This window comes from Marinimicrobium agarilyticum DSM 16975, from assembly GCF_000423345.1.
Taxonomy (GTDB): Bacteria; Pseudomonadota; Gammaproteobacteria; order Pseudomonadales; family Cellvibrionaceae; genus Marinimicrobium; species Marinimicrobium agarilyticum.
Genome location: NZ_AUHU01000004.1, coordinates 331,465 through 348,715 on the forward strand (window position 1 = coordinate 331,465; position 17,251 = coordinate 348,715).

The following is a 17,251-nucleotide window of genomic DNA, read 5'->3' on the forward strand; positions in this document are numbered from 1 at the left end:
TCGTGGAACCCGCATCATGCCAAGAGTTGACGGCTCAGGGAAGCCTCAGGGCTGTTGAAGTCGTTCCGGCTTGTAGGAGAACTGGACCAGAACGATGGCGGCCAGCAGGACCCAGCCGATAGTGCCGAAAATCTCCTTGAGGCCCAGGTCCTGATCGATCAGCACGCCCAGAACAAAGGGGGAAATCGCGGTAGAGATGATCATCAATGAACTCATCAGCGAGCGGATCGAGCCCAGTTTTGCGGTGCCGTAGACTTCCGCCCAGAGCGCGCCCCCGGTGGGACTGCCCGAGCCGATGGTCATGGCCAGCAGGATCATAAACAACGGGGCAACCCAGTTGCCCTGCAGGTGGGCGAGCACAAATACGGCCGTCATCAGGGGCACCAGTACCCACCGCAGGACTGTCTGCGCACTGAATCGGTCGATCAGCACGCCGGTAACCATCTGCGTCAGCCAGTGAGTGATCCCGTAAATGATGAAGCAACTGGCCAGCCAGGCCGCCGTCCACTCTTTCTCCGAGAGAATAAAGCCCTGGTGAATGAAAATCCCGGTGACCATAAAAGGACCGCCAAGTACCGTGGGCAGCGCCAGCCAAAAGCGATAGTCCTTCAACATGTCGATTCGCCCGGCGCTTTTCTTGAGCTTGTCGGAATTGGCGGTTACCGGGCGGCTGCGGGTATCCACGGGGGCTTTCCCGAGTAGCCACAACATGAAAGGGATATAAATCACCACCGTGCTCAGGGCAATTACGCCCCAGCTGCCCCGCCATCCGATGGCGGTGATCAACGCAACGGCGGCGATCGGCAGAATCACTTCCCCCACCGGCACCCCGCTGGCGGAGATGCTCAAGGCCTTGCCCCGGTCCGAATCGAAATAGCGGGTCATGGTGGTTTGCGCCGTGTGCGGCATCAAGCCCTGACCACAGAAACGAATCAGGAACAACCCCAACAGCAGCATCAACGGGTGGTAGGCCAGTGCCATGACGATGCCGGCCAGGGTCAGCCCCAGCGCGGCCAGGGCGGCAAAAAACCGAAGCGGCACCCGGTCAATCCAACCACCGAAGGCCATGATGAGTAACCCACTGCTCAGGGTGGCAATGGAGTAAAGCGAGCCGTAGCGACCGGCGGATAAGCCCAGAGACTCCTGGATGGGCGCACCGTACCAACTGATAAAGAAGGATTGACCGAAGTTGCCCCAGAAAATACTGAGGAAGCCAAAAGCCAATAGTGGCCAGGATTGGACGATGAAACGGGCGTAGTTACGCAATGGGAAGAGCCTGCGTTGGATGGGCGTTACAAAAAGCGGAGGTGTAATTATAAAGGAAAGCGTTCCTCCTATAAACCGGCGGTCCGGGCTGCGCTTAAAACGGTTTGTGTGGCAAATGTTGTGACTTGCGTCAAATTGTTATAGCAAATCTGAATTGTCGACTTGTAGTCTTTATAACAATATATAAGAATGGCGCCTGTTTTTGTCTTTTTGACCATTACACTCGTTTTGCTCCCTGGAATAGTCGTTTAAGAGGATCTGTCATGACCATCAAGCAAGTACCCCGAAGTCGTTTGAGCCACTGTATTGCCGCCCTGTCTGTCTCTGCTCTTCCTGCCGTAGCGGGCGCGCAGATGCTGCCGGGCGGGCAGGCTTTACTGGAAGAAGTGGTGGTCGTGGGCATCCGCGGCTCTCAGGAAGCCGCCGTGGACGTCAAGAGAAACTCGGTCAACATCGTCGACTCGATTGTGGCGGAAGACATCGGCAAACTGCCGGACGTTACCATTGCCGACTCGCTTCAGCGGGTGACGGGTGTGCAGATTCAACGCGAAGCCGGGGAAGGTACCAGCCTGAACGTGCGGGGTATGCCACAAGTGCTGACCACGCTCAATGGCGAGCAGTTTCTGAGCCCCTGGTCCATCACCGATGTTCAGGCCAATTACACAGACATTCCCGCGGGTATGGTGTCTTCCGTTGATGTCATCAAGTCGCAGTCGGCCTCCACCCTGTCAGGCGGTATCTCCGGGGTTATTGACCTCAAAACACGTCGTCCGCTGGCGATGCCGGAAGGTTGGACTACCAGTGTGGGCCTGGAAACCTCCGAAGGGTCCATGACCGAGGATCCGAACCACAACGTCAATGCCTTTGTCGGTTTTAACACTGGCAGCGTGGGCTTCACTCTGGCGGCGTTCAACACCCTGACCAACTCCGCCAATTACCGTATGGATGAAACCACGCGGCTGGCTTTTACGACCTCAGGCGGGGACCCGCTGGACATCAATGGCAATGGCGACCTGAATGACCGCTATCTGGTGCCTGGCGCCTTCGGGGTGAAATCTTACGTTATGGAGCGTGAGCGCGACGGGGTGGCCACGTCTTTCCAGATGGATATGGGTGATGCTTTCACCCTGACCGCCGATCTGTTCTACAACAAAATGGACCAGATTGATCGTGGCGTGGAAGGTCGCTTCCTGTACATCAATGACAACAGTTACGATCAACTGCGTGAGGGCAGTCTAACGACGCCGGTGACCGTGTTGCCGGCAACGGGCGACCTGCCCGAGCGGACTTTGAATACAGTGCAATTCGCCCAAGTGGAGGCGCCAGACTTTCAAGCAACCAGTGCCAGTTACCAGAACCACACCGAGGCACTCAACGGCAGTATCAAGCTGTTTTTCGAGCCGGGGACAGCGTTTTCTGGTTCTGTTCAGTACAACGGCGGGGAAGCTGAGCGTTTGTACGAGCAGGTGAGTCTGCAGCAGGCCACCCCACATTGGGACACCATTGACCGGGAGAGCGATGGCGTTCTGGATCGCCGCGGGCCGTTCAATATTTCGGTGGATTACCGCCCCGAATACCCGGTGTTCACACTTGATGACGATATGTCCCATCCGGACCATCTGTCCCAATTCCAGGCGTTTGCCGACGGCTTTGATCAGGAAGCCACGCTGAACACTTTCCGCGCCGACGGTCGTTACGACCTGGACAACGAAGGGCTGAATTCCATTGAGTTCGGTGTGCGCTTCAGTAGCCGTGATGTGGAAACCGCTAACTTTATCTACATGACGCCGACTGCCCGCAACCCCTCCGGTGAGTTGCTTGAGGGTGATTATGTTTGGCAGCGCTATCCAGACTGGACCAGCTTCTTCGGCAATCCGGATCAGGGCGTTCCGCAATTCGAGGCGCTCCAGGCTGAGCTGATCGCCTACAACGACTTCGGTCCCTTTAAGGGTTGGGAAAACGGGGTTGGCGCTGTCGATCCGGAGAGCATGGACGACGTTGCCGGCTTTATGAACCTGATCTATGACGGTACCCAGCGTTTCAATCAGCCGAGTCGGCAATACGCCGTGACCGAGGACGAAACGTCCGCCTACGCGCAGTATAACTTCACCAACGACACCGGCCTCTTCGGTGTGCCGTTTGACGGGAATATCGGCGTGCGGGTGGTCAACACCGAGCGTGAAGTCGTGACCGCGGTCACCGACGTCAGTGCTGTGCCGGAAGCGGGCAACTATTACGGCGGCAATTACGAAGCGACTCTGGGGCGCCCTCAGGGCTACCAGGTGGTGTACAAGCTGCTCGATACCCAGACCCACGAAGCCAGCTTTGATCACGTGCTCCCGATGGCGAACATCAACTTCTACCCGAATGAGGAAGTGATTGTCCGCCTGTCCTACAACGAAACCATGGCACGCAATGACCTGACCAACGTCGGCGAAACCGAAGCGCTCTGGTTCCAGGAGTACAAGGTCTATTCGGAGACCGGCAGCGAGCAGGATGACAACGGTCGCTTCGATCGCCTCTGGGGCGTCGGTGGTGGGGATGACTATGGCACTCCGGATCTCGAGCCCTGGCAGGCCAGCAACTATAACCTCTCTACCGAATGGTACTTCAATGAGGGCGGGTTGCTGTCAGCGGCCGCGTTCCTGATCAAAGTGGATACCGCCACTCAGACAGTTCAGGAAAACCGTGAATACCCGGATGAAGACGGCGTCGTACGTCGATCGGTCAACGTCTGGGTCAGCGAAAACCTGGCGGCCTCCGATCTGAAAGGGATCGAACTGGGCTACCGTCAGGCCATGACGTTCCTGCCGGGCTTTTTGTCCGATACCGGTGTTGAATTCAACTACACCTACTCCGACAGCGACTCCGGGGACAAAGACTTGCTGGGAGAGAGCTTCCCTCTGCCGTCCAACTCCGAGCATCAGACCAACCTGGTGTTGTGGTATCAAGGGGAGAAGTTGAGCTCGCGTCTGGCTTACAACTGGCGCAGCGACATCTACCAGGGCCAAGTCGGGGTGCTCACCAGTGAAGTGGCGCTGGATATGGGCAACTGGACTGAATCGGCCGGTTACCTGGACGCCTCGATGAACTATGACATCAACGACAGTTTCACCGTCTACCTGCAGGGCACCAACCTGACGGAAACCAGCAACCGTAACTACGCGCAGTTTGACAGTCAGTTCCAGTCCGTGGCGGCACAGGAGCGTCGTCTGGCGGCCGGGGTGCGCGTACGCTTTTAATCGACACTAAGGCAGGGATGCCGAGCTAAACCAAACCGACTATAAAAAACCCCGACGTGGTATCCACGTCGGGGTTTTTTTATGGGTACGGCGGCTTGGGGTTAAGCGCCGAGCAGATTCTCCAACGTCGACCGATACATTTCAGTGAGACGGTTGAGGTCCTCGGCACAGACGCATTCGTCCACTTTGTGAATGGTGTCGTTGACGGGGCCGAGCTCTACTACCTGAGCGCCGGTGGGGGCAATAAAGCGGCCGTCTGATGTACCGCCGGCGGTGGACAGGACAGGCTTCCGGCCGGTTTCTTTTTCCACGGCGCGCACAACGGCCTCTACCAGGTCGCCCTCGGCGGTCAAAAACGGTTGGCCGCTGAGCTTCCAGTCGATCTGGTAGTCCAGCTCGTGGCTTGTAAAAATGGCTTCAGTGCGTTCGCGCAACTCCGCCTCAGTGACTTCCGTGGAGAAGCGGAAGTTAAAAACCACCTCCACCGAGCCCGGAATCACATTGGTGGCACCGGTGCCACCGTTGATGTTGGAGATCTGAAAACTGGTGGCCGGGAAGAAGTCATTGCCCTGATCCCACTGGTGAGCGGTCAGCTCCGCGAGTGCTGGCGCCGCCCGGTGAATCGGGTTGTCCGCCAGGTGAGGGTAGGCCACATGCCCCTGCACCCCTTTGACCGTCAGAATGCCGCCGAGCGAGCCGCGCCGCCCGTTTTTGATGACATCACCGACACGCTCTGTGCTGGACGGCTCCCCCACAATGCACCAATCGACTTTCTCGCCTTTCGCTTCGAGCCATTCCACGACTTTCACAGTGCCGTTGATCGAGGGGCCCTCTTCATCGCTGGTAATCAGAAAACCGATACGGCCTTTGTGGTTGGGGTGGGTACTAACGAAGTTTTCGCACGCGACCAGCATCGCCGCGAGCGAGCCTTTCATGTCCGCCGCGCCGCGGCCGTAAAGCATGCCATCCTTGACGATGGGTTCAAACGGCGGGTGCTGCCACTGGCTTTCAGGGCCGGTGGGCACGACGTCGGTGTGACCGGCGAAGGCGAGCAGTGGTCCACTGGAGCCGCGAGTCGCCCAGAAGTTGTCGACCTCGGCAAAGCGCAGCCGCTCGACGGTAAAACCGATGGCCTCCAGGCGTTGAATCATCAAGTCCTGGCAGCCGGCGTCCTCGGGTGTGACCGAACGGCGGCTGATCAGATCCCGGGCGAGCTCAAGGGTAGGGGTCATAGTCTATGCCTGGTGAAACAGATTACTCAGAGGGTGGCGAAATGCGCTCGCGTAGGGCGGATTGGTCCGACGCTTCGGAGCGCAGCGCATCCGCCGCGGCCATCAGTTGTTTTTGTGCAACGCCTCATTCAACTGTACAGAGGTCTTGTTGGTGACACACTCCACCCGACCCGTCAGCGAATTCCGACGGAACAGCAGGCCCGACTGGTTCGCCAACTCCCGCGCCTTCACGGTGTTCACTTCCTGGCCCTGGTCATCGAGAACGGCCACTTTGGTGCCCGAGGTGATGTACAGTCCTGATTCAATGGTGCAGCGGTCACCCAGTGGAATCCCCGTGCCGGCATTGGCGCCCAGCAGGCATTCTTTACCGATGGAGATCACGATGTTGCCACCGCCGGAGAGCGTGCCCATGGTGGAGCTGCCGCCACCCAGGTCGGAGCCGGACTCGACAAATACGCCGGCGGAAATACGCCCTTCGATCATCCCCGGTCCGGCGGTGCCGGCGTTAAAGTTGACGAACCCTTCGTGCATGATGGTGGTGCCTTCACCCAGGTAGGCGCCCAGGCGCACTCGCGCGGTATGCGCGATGCGCACACCTTGCGGCACCACATAGTTGGTCATTTTCGGGAACTTGTCCACGCAGGCCACTTCCAACAGGTCGCCGGCCAGACGGGACTGCAGCTGGCGTTCGGGCAACTCTTCCAGGTCCACCGCGCCCTGATTGGTCCAGGCCACGTTGCGCAGGCACCCGAACAGGCCGGTCAAATCCGTACCATGGGGCTTCACCAGTCGATGGGAGATCAGGTGCAGTTTCAGGTAGCCCTCGGGCACGGACTGGGGGGCGCTATCCTCGGCCAGCAGCGTTGCGACCAGGGGGCGCTTGCTGTGAATGAACGAACGGGCGATGGCGGCCTGCTCGCTGTTACCGGCCTGCTCCAGCGCCTCTGCCAGTGCCTGCATGTTGTCCACATCCAGCTCGATGACCTGATTGCCACCCTGATAGTCCAAGATTTTGGTTACCGCCTCGGCGGTGGCCGCTTCCGGGTTGAGCAAGGGTTGCGGATAGAATACTTCCAGCCACTCGTTTTTCAGGTTTTGGGTCCCGACACCGAGGCCGAGGCTGTAGAGTTGAGTCATGGTCAAGTCCTGTTTACTGCATTGCGGATAAGAAAAAAATGAATCAGGCCTTCAGTAGGGCCTGGTATTCGGCCGGTTTGAAGCCGACGTGACGCACTCCACCGGCATCCAGCAGCGGGCGTTTGATCAGGGTGGGTTGGGCCAGAATCACATCCCTCGCGTTATCGACGTTCAACGCGTCGCGGGTCTGTTCGTCCAGGGCCTTCCAACTGGTGCTGCGGCGGTTGATCAGGTCCAGCCCCAGCTCTTGCAGCCAGGCATCGACGCGGGCGGCGTCGAGCCCGTCGGTCCGCACGTCGTGGAAATGATAGGGGATACCGTTATCATCCAGCCAGCGACGGGCTTTTTTCACGGTATCGCAGTTTTTGATGCCGTAGAGGGTAATGGCTGACATACGAGGTCCTACCGGTTTCGCAAAACCGGTAATGATAGCAAAAAACCGGGACGCTCGCTTAGGCCCCCAGGGCTTTTTTGACCAACCGGGACATGGGTTCGGACAGGGGGAGCTTCAGGGCGGCTTCATGGCCCTCTTCGGACATCTTGCGCCAGGTTTTCTGGATGATGTCGATCAGCTTGTCTTCGTCGTGCTTTTGGGCGAAGTCATCGAGGTAGTAGGACAGAAACACCAGGCAGATGACATCTTCCAGGGTTTGAACCTCCGGATCCCGTTTCAACTGACGTTTGATCAGCATGTCTTTGACCCGGGCAATGGTCGCGTCATCGTAGCCGTGCTCGGCCATGATCTCGCCGGCGACGGTGCCGTGAAAAAGGGCGAGCTGGCTGCGCCATTTCTTGTAGCCGGCGCGGCCGTCGGGGTAGTCGCTTCGCGGGCTTTCCCAGCGTCGGATATGCTGGCAACGCGCCGCCAGTTGGAGCGGCTCAGAGGCATCCGGCTTGAACGTTGCCAGGGTTTCACTCATGCGGCGGCCGTAGAGCCACTCCTTGGGTTGCGCTTGCCCTCGATCCATTTCCTGGTTGGGGTCTTCGGCGTTGGCAGCGTCAAAGGCGGCGAGGGTCCGTTCGAGGCGGTTGTCGTTGGTCATAGTGGTGTTTGAACCGGTGTTGGGGGCTGTCAGCGTTGGCTGGCGAGAGTGCGCAACCGCTCCAGTTGCAGGATGGTGACCTCTTTGCGGTTCACGGCGATCACGCCCTGTTGTTGCAGTCGGCCGAATACCCGGCTGACGGTTTCTATGGTCAGGCCGAGGAAGTTGCCGATATCCGTGCGCGACATGGGTAGGTTGTACCGATGGGGTGATAACTGGCGGCGCTGGTGTCGATTGGACAGGCTCAATAACAACGTGGCGACCCGCTCCTCGGCGCTGCTTTTGCTGAGTAGACTGATCAACTGCTGGTCCTGGGTGATTTCCCGGCTCAATAGTTGGAAGACATTGCGCTGGAGCGAAGGAATTTTCAGGCTCAGTTCTTCCACTTGCTCGAACGGAATTTCACAGACCGAGGCGGTTTCCAGCGCAAGTACGGTATTGGTGTAGCGGTTGCCCGCAATGCCGTCGAGCCCGACGAGCTCTCCGGGGAGGTAGAACCCGGTCACCTGTTCCTCGCCCTGTTCGTTCAGCGTGGAGGCTTTCACCGCCCCCGAGCGGATGGCAAACAGAGAGGTGAAACGCTCCTCTGCCCGGTACAGCGCCTCGCCTTTTTGCAAAGGCCGACCCCGCTGGACGATGCGGCTCAATTGTTCGACATCGTCCAGGTGCAGACTCAGGGGTAGACATAGCGTGTTCAAACGACAGGTTCCGCATGACGTTTGAGTGTCATGACGGCAGTTGTTTTGCGGTGCGGTGGTTTGAGTCATGGTCCGTCCCATAAAGCTATAAGACCATTGTTGCAGCTTTACCGGACAGGGTAAAGCGGCCCGGTGGGACGACCTTTACTTGGCCATTCCAAGAGGTATATAGTCAAAGAGCTGGCCAAATGCCGCATTATTTATGGTTACACCGTTGTTGTGGTGAGGCGTTCCTGCACACGCTGCGGGCCTGCCTTGAGCACCGCGTTTTGTGGGTCATAAGTAAGTGACTGTGCCAGCGAGTTGGTCCGCGTTGCCCTCCTGGTAAAGGAGGTCGCCGCACAAACCGTTTAGGTGACGGACAGTGCCCGGCGCGGGAGTACCATTCGACTCAGCAAAACGTAAAGGTTTGTGACTATGTCCAGAAGTACAGGTGTTGTTAAGTGGTTTAACGAGTCCAAAGGGTTCGGCTTTATTGAGCAGGAAGGCGGACAGGACGTGTTTGTTCATTACAGTGCCATCTCCGGTAGCGGCTTCAAGACGCTGGCTGAAGGCCAGCAAGTGGAGTTTGATGTCAAGCCGGGGCAGAAAGGCCCTCAAGCGGAGAATGTGGTGGCGCTGTAATGGCTGGTCCTCCACGGCTCCAAAAACCGCGCTTCGGCGCGGTTTTTTTATGCCCTCAAGGTTCCGGTTGCAACTCGATCCGGTAGAGATGGCGCCAGCTCTTGCCGGTCACCCAGAAATGCTGATGCTCTTCATCGTAGGCGATCCCGTTCAGCACCGCTTCGGAGCCGGAGGGGTTTTCCCGGCGCACCACGGCAGACAGGTCGATCGAGCCAATCACCTGTCCGCTGGAGGGGTCGATCTGCACCACGCGGTTGCTGTGCCAGATATTGGCCCACAGGGTGCCCTCGATAAACTCCAGTTCGTTCAATCGTGCCACGGCTTGACCGTTCTCCCGAACCGATAGGGTACGGGTGATGCCGAACCCCTGTGGTTCGTGAAAGTAGAGTTGATCGGAGCCGTCGGAGCGGATCAGATGCTCGTTGTCGTCGGTCAGGCCCCAGCCTTCGCCCGGGTAGTGGGTTTCTTCGAGAAGCTCGAAACTGTCCTTGTCGAAGGTCAGGAGGGTATTTTCTTTCCAGGTAAGTAGGTAGAGTTGGCCGCCGAGTTCGGTCAGCCCTTCGGCAAAATAGTGCGGTGGGAGCCGGAGTTCCCGAACTGGGTCCGTCGCGTGCTCATCGTAGGCCACCAGGCGCGACTGGCGGTAGCGCCCCCCACTCTCGTAGAATAGGCCTTTGTGGATCAACAGCCCCTGGGTGAACAAGCGAGTGTCGTGAGGGCGCACCTCCACGACCTCGTAGCGATAGTCCACTGGGGCTCTGTCCTTGGCGCAGGCGCTCAACAGGGCGCTGCCCAGGCCGAGCATCAACAGCAGCAAAGGGCTCAGGGCGCTTGCAATGACTCGAGGGCGAATGCGTCGGGGTCGTTCTTTGGCCATACCTTCCTCCTGGGCGACATCCTATAGTAATCAACAGGAACGCAATAATGAAACGCTGGCAGTCCTATATCGGTTTGACGTTGCTCGGTGGCTTGATGGTGGCGCTACCGATCGCCATCTTTATCTTCCTGCTGCAGTGGTTGTTGGGCCTGATTACCGGCTTGATTGCTCCGATCAGTCAATGGCTGGCGAGCTGGGCGCCCATGGGCGAGCACGTGGCAACCTTGTTGGGGGTGTTTCTGGTGCTCGGGGCCTTCTTTCTGGTGGGTCTGGCCGTAAAGACCAGCATCGGTCGCTGGGTCCACAATCGCGTCGATGACTGGCTGAGCCGTTTTGCCCCGGGCTACAGCACCATTCGCGAGGTGGTCATGCAGTTTGTCGGCGGCGAGAACAACGCTTCTCTGCTGCGTGGCCAGGTTTGCCGCGCTTACATTATGGGGCGCCAGAGCCCGGTATCGGTGACGGCCATTGTGACGGCCCGCCACGGCAATGGCGACTGCACCGTGTATGTGCCTACCGCTCCGATTCCCTCCTCGGGGTTTGTCTACCATCTGGGGGAGGATTGCATCGACCTGCTGCCCCATATCAGTGTGGAGGCGGCCATGCGCACGGTGATTGCCTGTGGCAGCGGCTCCCAGATTCTAACGGAAACTCCACCCGACGCGGAGGCGGTGAAAGATTAGCGCTTGTTGCGCATCAGATCTCTGATCATAAACCGCGCCGGGTGCAGCGCCTGCACCAGTTCGTTGTCCAGGGGCATGGGCTCTCCGGTTACATGGGCGGCGAGTAGCTCGGCACTGAGTGGGGTGTAACAGAGTCCGCGAGAGCCGTGTCCGAGGTTCAGGTAGAGCCCCGGTCGGTACTGCCCCGCCACCGGCAGATTCAAACGGGCGTCCTTGCGCAGGGGGGCATAGTCCCGCAGGAAGGCGTCGACGTCGGGAACCGGCCCCACCAGCGGCAAATAGTCGGGGGTGGCGCAACGAAAAGCGACCCGGCCTTCGGCCGTCTCCGGGGGTTCATTGCCGAACAGCGCCCCGACCTCCGGTCCGAACTGGGACAGCTGCTCCAGATTGGCTCGATGATCTCGTTCGGTGACCTCCGGGTTGGTGTCCCCCAGATTAAAGGTCGCTCCCAGGCAGTGGTAGTCGCTCGCTGCCGGTGCCAAATAGCCGTCGCCACATAGCGCCACGCGCAAGCGCCGACTGGTGGCATTCGCGGGGATTTGAGTGATCTGGCCGCGAATGGCCTTCAGTGGCAACGCCTGGTCGCTGCAAAGGTGACGGGCGGCGTGAGCGTTGGCGAGCACGGCAACGCTGGCTCCGGCCAGCGCTGCTCCGTCTGGGCCGAGAGCCCACCATTGATTCTCTTCCTGCTCCAGTCGATCGACGGAGCTGTCCGGCCGGAGAGTGATTGATGGGTGATCGAGCAGAGCCTCGCAGAGCCGTCGGGGGTCCAGCCAGCCCGCCTTCGGGAAAAACAGAGCACTGTGGTAAAGCGGTATCCCCGCCACATCGCTGGCCTCTAAGGGGGACAGGTGCCGGACCAGTTCGGGCGCGCCGGCAAAGCGTCTGGCAATGGCCGGTTGAAGGCTTTCTTCTTTATTTGCGGTAGCGAGTTGCAGTACGCCACAGGACTCGCCCACACCGGCTTGCCAGTAGGCGCGATAGTGTTCCTGCGCATGGCACAAACTCAGTAGGTTAAAGCGGGCCAGAGGTGAATTTTGGGGGGACAGTTTTGCATAGAGCAGACCTTGCGGATTGCCCGATGCCTCCTGCGCCGGTCCGGAACGACGATCGAGCACAGTGACCTGCCAGCCTCTTTGTGCCAAGGCGCGCGCGGTGTGGCAACCGGCCAGCCCGGCGCCAACCACCAATGCGGTGTGCGGCGCTGAGGCTGACCGTTGGCTGTTCGGGCTCGGCACAGACCAGGGCAGGGGAGGCTTGCCATGAAAACGGTGGGGCGGCTCAGCCCGGTCGGTGTTGCCGACGTAGCGCGCCGTCAACATCTCCCGTTTGTGGCCAAAGCCAGGCAGTTTCTTCAGTTCAAAGCCATTGCGTTGCAGCTCTCGCTTTACCACCCCGGCGGCGGTAAACGTGGCCACAGTGGTGCCCGGTGCGCTCAGGTGGGCGATTGTTGAAAACAGAGAGGGCGCCCACATGTCGGCATTTTTCGCCGGAGCGAAACCGTCCAGAAACCAGGCGTTCACCTTGAGGCCGGCATCGACAAAGTCCGGATGCTCGCTCGCTCTCAACTGTCCCAAGCCGCGGGAGGCGTCGTCAAAAATCAGGGTTAGGCTTACACGTCCGTCGTCGAAATGGCGTCGGTGGAAACCGGGCCCAATCGTAGGGGGGTAGTGCGCCAGTAGCGCTTGACTCAAGGGTGCGAGTTCGGGCCAGAGCGCCAGGGCCCGCTTCAGGTCAGAGCGGGCGAGTGGAAACTTGTCGACGCTGATAAAGTGCAGCTGCGCATCGGGTGGGGCTGTCTCTCGCCACAGCTGCCAGGCGGCAAGAAAATTCAGGCCGGAGCCGAAGCCGGTCTCGCCGATGACAAAATGCCGGGCTCCCGGCGGCTTGGCGAGAAGAGCGGAAAAACGCTGGGCGAGGTGGTTCTGCGCCAGAAACACATAGCGTGTTTCCTCGAGACCGTTGTGGCGGGAAAAATAGACATCGTCAAAGTGATCAGACAGTGGTTGCCCCTCTTCGTCCCAGCTCAGAGAGGCACAGGTGATCTCATCGTGCGGCCCTTCGGGCTCGCTCACAAACCGAACTCCTCAGTGATTTGCTGACACCAGCGGGCGATGCGCTCCTCGGTCAGATCAAACTCGTTTTCCTCATCCAGCGCCAGGCCGACAAACTGGTCGCCCTCTTCGGTCAAGGCCTTGGAGGCCTCAAACTCATAGCCTTCAATCGGCCAGTAACCACAGGGCCGGGCACCTCGAGCCAGCAGTTGAGCATGGAGATAGCCCATGGCATCCAGAAACCATTCCGGGTAACCGATCTGGTCCCCCAGGCCGTACAGGGCGACGGCCTTGCCCCTGAGGTCCAGCTCGCCCAACTCCTCCCAGATCTCTTCCCAATCTTCCTGAAGCTCGCCGTAGTCCCAGGTGGGAATGCCGAAAATCAGGTAATCGTAAAACTGGGCCGTAATCACGGGCTCATCGGCGATATTGAACAGGTCCACCTGGTTTGTGCCCAGCACGGCGCGGATTTTTTCGCCGGCCATTTCGGTGTAGCACGTGGAGCTGCCGTAAAACAGGCCAATGGGGGCTCGGCTCATGGGGTTGCCTCAGGGGCCAGCAGGCGCTGCCATTGGTCAACCCAGGCGCAGGCCAGCGCCTCGGGATCTTCGCCGGTGCTGGCGTCCAGAACCAGCGGCTCGCCCACCCGCTGGGCGCCCAGGTCGGCAAACGCTTCGTCAATGGCCTGGCCGGCTTCTCCAAAGGTGGCGTAACTGCTGTCGCCCATATTGATAATGCCGTAGCGGCGCCCCGCAATGGCGGGAAATTCTCGGGTCATCTGTACGTAAAGCGGCTGAAGGTTGTCCGGCAGGTCGCCCGCACCGGTGTTGGAGGTGCAAACCAGTAAAATCTCATCGGGGTTGCGGACGAGGTCCTCCACTTGAGCCATGCTATTGATGGTGACGCTGTGCCCTGCTGCTTCCAAATGATCCGACACTTCTTCGGCCACCGCTTCCGCTGTGCCGGTGACGCTGCCTACCAAAATCTGAATCTGACTCATGAACACTCTTTGTTGTTGGATTGGCTTTGCCGTCGGGGTTGGTCCCGTCGTGGAGCAATATCATAACAGTCAGGTGGGGCGGGGCTCCAGACGATCATCCAATGCTGCCTGGGTAGCCCAGTTGGCGCCAGGCCTCGTACACCACAACGGACACGGCGTTGGAAAGGTTCATGCTCCGGCTGTTGGCCTGCATGGGAATACGCAGCAGATGGTCCGGTCCGAGGCCGTCTCTCAGATCGGCGGGCAGACCCCGGGTTTCGGGGCCGAACAGCAGATAGTCCCCCGCCTGAAACGGGATATCGCTGTGGTGTTTTTGGCCTTTGGTACTGAGGCCAAAGAGGCGCTTGGGCTGGCACCGCTCAACAAAGGTTGGCCAATCCGGGTAAGTTTTCAGGTCTCGCCACTCGCCATAGTCCAGACCGGCCCGTCGCAGCCGTTTGTCATCCAATACGAAGCCAAGGGGTTCGATCAGGTGCACTTGGCACCCGGTATTGGCGGCGAGGCGAATGATGTTACCGGTGTTGGGTGGAATCTCGGGTTCAAATAAAACGATATGAAACATTGGTTTTTGGTCTATTTAATGTAATATTGTGACGAAGTACGATGTCTGGGCTATATTAATATAACTAATTGTTATAGCAAGCGTCCGAGACAGCGCGTTTTTCGAGCAAACGTGATGAAAACCGCAAAAGCTCCATAATAGCAGCACAATAGGAGCAAAGATTGCCTAGTATAGGTAGGGTGAATAGTGAAAATGTCGAAGTTCACGGACTGACAATAATCTGGGAAGTCTAGGTGGCAAGCCGTTGAGCTTATTTCGAAAGAAACCTTCCAATAAGGGTGCGGTTGGCGTTCAATTCAACGCTGACGGGGTCGCGCTCGCCTATGTAAACCTTCCGGAAGCGCTCGTTGCCGACGATGCCCGACCGCAGGTGTCGGTCAGCGAATGGTTGCCGGAGCCCGATGTGGGCCGCCAGAGCAAAGCGCTGGCGGATCGAGTCGACAGGCTCGGTTTGCGTCGCAAGACCTGCCATCTGGTGCTCGGCCGGGACGATTACAGTCTGCTGCTGGTTGAAGCCCCCTCAGTCCCTCAAAACGAGTTGCGCGAAGCCCTTCGCTGGCGAATCCGGGATCTGATTGACTTCCCGGTGGAAAGTGCCGTGATTGACGCCTTCATGCTGCCGGAAGATCGCGGTCGCGCCGGCAAGCGAATGGCCTACGTGGCCGTCGCGCGCCGTGAGCGTATTCAGGAGCGCATTGCCCAAGTGGCCGATGCTCGCCTGGAGTTGGAGGCCATCGATATCCCCGAGCTGTCATTGCGTAATATTGTGTACCGGCTGTGCGAGACCGAGCGCGGTGTGGCATTGGTGCGGGTTGGGCAGGGCACGGGAAGCCTTCACATTGTCCGGGGTGCGGATCTGCACCTTGCCCGGCGTTTCAACCTCCCTTATGAAGGCGGCTTACTGGAAGACCTGCCAGAAGATGTTCTTGTGCTGGAAGTGCAGCGTTCTCTGGACTACTTTGAGCGGCAGATGCGCCAGCCGCCGCCGGGGCAGATTGTTCTGGTGGGCGAGAACCTCACCCCGGACAAAATCACCGACGGGCTGTCGGACAGTCTGCCCATGGGGCTTTCCGTGCTGGATCTTGAGAGTCTGGTGGCGCTCGGTGAGAAAGCCCAGCCTCATACATTGTCGCTTTGCCTGGAAGCGGTGGGTGCCGCTCTGCGGTTAAGAGAAGGGGAGGCTGAGTGATGCAGCAAGTCAACCTCTATCTGCCGGAGTTTCAACCTCGTCGAGTCTGGCTCAATGTTCCACAAATGGGGGCCGCCTTGGGGGTGGTTCTATTGTTGGTCGTCGCCATGATTTTTTTCAGTGCCGCCCGAACCGAACAATTGTCTGAGGCGTTGGAAGCTGAGCGCGAACAACTGAAAGTGCTTCAAAGCCGGGTGCAGACGTTAGCCGCCGAGCTACCCGCTCGTCGCGGCAAGAACATTGAAGAACAGGTCGCCCAGTTGCGGGCGGAAGTAGCGCGGCGGGAGCAGATTCTGCGCCTGATTACCCAGCAGAATCTGGGAAATGCCGACGGCTTTTCCGAACAGCTTGTCAGCCTCGCCCGCCATGTTCCCGAGGATCTCGCCCTGTCGGCCTTTTCCCTCCAGTCCGGTGGCCAGTATGTCGAACTCTTTGGCCGGGTACGCCAACCCGAAATAGTCCCTCTGTATCTGCAAAACCTCAGACGTGACCGCAGTTTCGCCGATGTGCGACTGGGCGTGCTGGAAGTGGCCCGAGAGCCGGATGACAAAGGTCCGGGACTTCAGTTTAGCGTCAAGCGTGCTCAATCGGATGCGGCCGCACAGCGTAATGACCGCAATCGCAGCGGAGGACGGAACGATGGCTGATTGGAAGCAACAATGGCAGCAGTGGTCGGAGCGTGTGGAAGCTTACTCTTTGCGTGAGCGGGCGCTGCTCCTACTGTGTGTGCTGGCTGTGATTGTCGGGCTGTGGCAGTGGCTGTTTGAGCTGCCGCAGGAGCAAACCCGGGAGCAGTTGACGCAACAGCGTCAAGCATTGGCCAACGATATGAAAGCGCAGCAGGCGCAGTTGGAAGCCTTGATGAGTTCCGGGCAAGAAACCGGTGCCACCAAAGAGCTCGCCACTTTACAGGTGGAGCGCGAGGCACTTGATGAAAGCCTGGCGAGCCTGTCTCAGGGGCTGATCAGTGCCGACCAACTGCCGGAAATTCTGCAGGAAGTGCTGGTTTCCACCACCGAGCTGAAGGTGCGACGGGTGAAAACCCTGCCGGTGGAGGAGCTACCACTGACCGCCACTGAAACCGATTCGGAGGCCCAGGTTCAGGCAACCGGTGTCTATCGCCACAGTGTTGAGCTGGAAGTCAGTGGCGATTATATCGAGACCCTGGCGTTTCTGCGTCGGCTTGAAAGTTTGCCCTGGCGATTCTACTGGGACCGGCTCGACTATGAGGTGGTGGATTATCCCACCGGGGACATTCGGCTTCGGGTATACACCTTGAGCGCGGAAGAGGGGTTGCTTGGTGTTTAGTGTCGCAATGCGAAGCCTATTGTTCGCTCTACTTGCCGGCCTGTCGATGACAACGCTGGGCAGTGAGCTACAAAACGACCCCACGCGACCGCTGGATTACCGGGTGTCGCGGGCAACGGTTGAGTTGAGCCTGAATGCCATTTTGCGTGGCGGGGAGCGCCGTCTGGCGGTCATCAACGGGCAGCGGCTTCGCGAAGGGGAAACCATTGCCAACTCCGGTGGCATCCGCGTTGTGCGCATTAATGATGACGCGGTTGTGGTGGGCCAGTCGGGCCGACAGTGGCGTTTAAAACTGAATAATGAATCGGTGCGTCGATAGTGGCGCTCGGAGTATTG

Annotated in this window: 18 protein-coding genes; 7 read left to right on the forward strand and 11 right to left on the reverse strand. The window is 59.0% G+C overall.

What is annotated here, in order from left to right:
- Positions 1 to 45: 45 nt before the first annotated feature.
- On the reverse strand, positions 46 to 1,266 hold the full coding sequence (locus G547_RS0104495) for an MFS transporter (protein ID WP_051234805.1): 1,221 nt from the start codon (positions 1,264 to 1,266) through the stop codon (positions 46 to 48).
- Between the two features lie 263 nt (positions 1,267 to 1,529).
- On the opposite strand from G547_RS0104495, the gene G547_RS0104500 reads away from it, so the two are divergent.
- Positions 1,530 to 4,508, forward strand: coding sequence for a TonB-dependent receptor (locus G547_RS0104500; protein ID WP_027328814.1), 2,979 nt, complete (start codon positions 1,530 to 1,532; stop codon positions 4,506 to 4,508).
- A gap of 101 nt (positions 4,509 to 4,609) precedes the next feature.
- Here G547_RS0104500 and dapE read toward each other — a convergent pair whose 3' ends face one another.
- From dapE to fnr, 5 genes are all read right to left on the reverse strand, one after another.
- Positions 4,610 to 5,740 (reverse strand): succinyl-diaminopimelate desuccinylase, encoded by a 1,131-nt coding sequence (dapE, locus tag G547_RS0104505; RefSeq protein WP_027328815.1) that lies wholly within the window; start codon positions 5,738 to 5,740, stop codon positions 4,610 to 4,612.
- 102 nt (positions 5,741 to 5,842) lie between these two features.
- On the reverse strand, positions 5,843 to 6,877 hold the full coding sequence (dapD, locus tag G547_RS0104510) for a 2,3,4,5-tetrahydropyridine-2,6-dicarboxylate N-succinyltransferase (protein WP_027328816.1): 1,035 nt from the start codon (positions 6,875 to 6,877) through the stop codon (positions 5,843 to 5,845).
- A gap of 43 nt (positions 6,878 to 6,920) precedes the next feature.
- Positions 6,921 to 7,271, reverse strand: coding sequence for an ArsC family reductase (locus G547_RS0104515; RefSeq protein WP_027328817.1), 351 nt, complete (start codon positions 7,269 to 7,271; stop codon positions 6,921 to 6,923).
- 58 nt (positions 7,272 to 7,329) lie between these two features.
- Complete coding sequence (locus G547_RS0104520) at positions 7,330 to 7,920, reverse strand: DUF4202 domain-containing protein (RefSeq protein WP_027328818.1); 591 nt, start codon at positions 7,918 to 7,920, stop codon at positions 7,330 to 7,332.
- Between the two features lie 29 nt (positions 7,921 to 7,949).
- Complete coding sequence (gene fnr, locus G547_RS0104525; RefSeq protein ID WP_027328819.1) at positions 7,950 to 8,687, reverse strand: fumarate/nitrate reduction transcriptional regulator Fnr; 738 nt, start codon at positions 8,685 to 8,687, stop codon at positions 7,950 to 7,952.
- Between the two features lie 348 nt (positions 8,688 to 9,035).
- On the opposite strand from fnr, the gene G547_RS0104530 reads away from it, so the two are divergent.
- Entirely contained in the window at positions 9,036 to 9,242 is a 207-nt protein-coding gene (locus G547_RS0104530; protein ID WP_027328820.1) for a cold-shock protein, read from the forward strand.
- Between the two features lie 55 nt (positions 9,243 to 9,297).
- On the opposite strand, the gene G547_RS0104535 is transcribed toward G547_RS0104530, so the two are convergent.
- Positions 9,298 to 10,119, reverse strand: coding sequence for a glutaminyl-peptide cyclotransferase (locus G547_RS0104535; protein WP_051234807.1), 822 nt, complete (start codon positions 10,117 to 10,119; stop codon positions 9,298 to 9,300).
- 47 nt (positions 10,120 to 10,166) lie between these two features.
- On the opposite strand from G547_RS0104535, the gene G547_RS0104540 reads away from it, so the two are divergent.
- Complete coding sequence (locus G547_RS0104540) at positions 10,167 to 10,802, forward strand: DUF502 domain-containing protein (protein ID WP_027328822.1); 636 nt, start codon at positions 10,167 to 10,169, stop codon at positions 10,800 to 10,802.
- On the opposite strand, the gene mnmC is transcribed toward G547_RS0104540, so the two are convergent.
- The 4 genes from mnmC to trmL all read right to left on the reverse strand — a co-directional run bounded on the left by mnmC (position 10,799) and on the right by trmL (position 14,418).
- Complete coding sequence (gene mnmC, locus G547_RS0104545; RefSeq protein WP_051234810.1) at positions 10,799 to 12,877, reverse strand: bifunctional tRNA (5-methylaminomethyl-2-thiouridine)(34)-methyltransferase MnmC2/FAD-dependent 5-carboxymethylaminomethyl-2-thiouridine(34) oxidoreductase MnmC1; 2,079 nt, start codon at positions 12,875 to 12,877, stop codon at positions 10,799 to 10,801. The two genes, G547_RS0104540 and mnmC, sit on opposite strands and share 4 nt — an antisense overlap.
- Entirely contained in the window at positions 12,874 to 13,395 is a 522-nt protein-coding gene (gene fldB / locus G547_RS0104550) for a flavodoxin FldB (RefSeq protein WP_027328824.1), read from the reverse strand. The genes mnmC and fldB overlap by 4 nt, the downstream gene beginning before the upstream one ends.
- Positions 13,392 to 13,856 carry a flavodoxin domain-containing protein gene (locus tag G547_RS0104555; protein ID WP_027328825.1) on the reverse strand — a complete coding sequence of 155 codons (465 nt, stop codon included), beginning with the start codon at positions 13,854 to 13,856 and terminating at the stop codon, positions 13,392 to 13,394. The genes fldB and G547_RS0104555 overlap by 4 nt, the downstream gene beginning before the upstream one ends.
- A gap of 94 nt (positions 13,857 to 13,950) precedes the next feature.
- A complete protein-coding gene (gene trmL / locus G547_RS0104560) occupies positions 13,951 to 14,418 on the reverse strand; it encodes a tRNA (uridine(34)/cytosine(34)/5-carboxymethylaminomethyluridine(34)-2'-O)-methyltransferase TrmL (RefSeq protein ID WP_027328826.1) in 468 nt (155 codons plus the stop codon).
- A gap of 244 nt (positions 14,419 to 14,662) precedes the next feature.
- On the opposite strand from trmL, the gene G547_RS20135 reads away from it, so the two are divergent.
- Genes G547_RS20135 through G547_RS20140 form a run of 4 tightly spaced genes read left to right on the forward strand, consistent with a single transcriptional unit; the run spans position 14,663 to position 17,234 of the window.
- The gene (locus G547_RS20135) at positions 14,663 to 15,607 is read left to right on the forward strand and encodes a type IV pilus biogenesis protein PilM (RefSeq protein WP_051234812.1); all 945 of its coding nucleotides are present in this window, start codon (positions 14,663 to 14,665) and stop codon (positions 15,605 to 15,607) included.
- Positions 15,604 to 16,254 (forward strand): hypothetical protein, encoded by a 651-nt coding sequence (locus G547_RS0104570; protein WP_157209781.1) that lies wholly within the window; start codon positions 15,604 to 15,606, stop codon positions 16,252 to 16,254. Before G547_RS20135 ends, G547_RS0104570 begins: the two co-directional genes overlap by 4 nt.
- The gene (locus G547_RS0104575) at positions 16,247 to 16,915 is read left to right on the forward strand and encodes a hypothetical protein (RefSeq protein ID WP_027328828.1); all 669 of its coding nucleotides are present in this window, start codon (positions 16,247 to 16,249) and stop codon (positions 16,913 to 16,915) included. The genes G547_RS0104570 and G547_RS0104575 overlap by 8 nt, the downstream gene beginning before the upstream one ends.
- Positions 16,916 to 16,922: 7 nt before the next feature.
- Complete coding sequence (locus G547_RS20140) at positions 16,923 to 17,234, forward strand: general secretion pathway protein GspB (RefSeq protein WP_036187041.1); 312 nt, start codon at positions 16,923 to 16,925, stop codon at positions 17,232 to 17,234.
- Positions 17,235 to 17,251 lie beyond the last annotated feature (17 nt).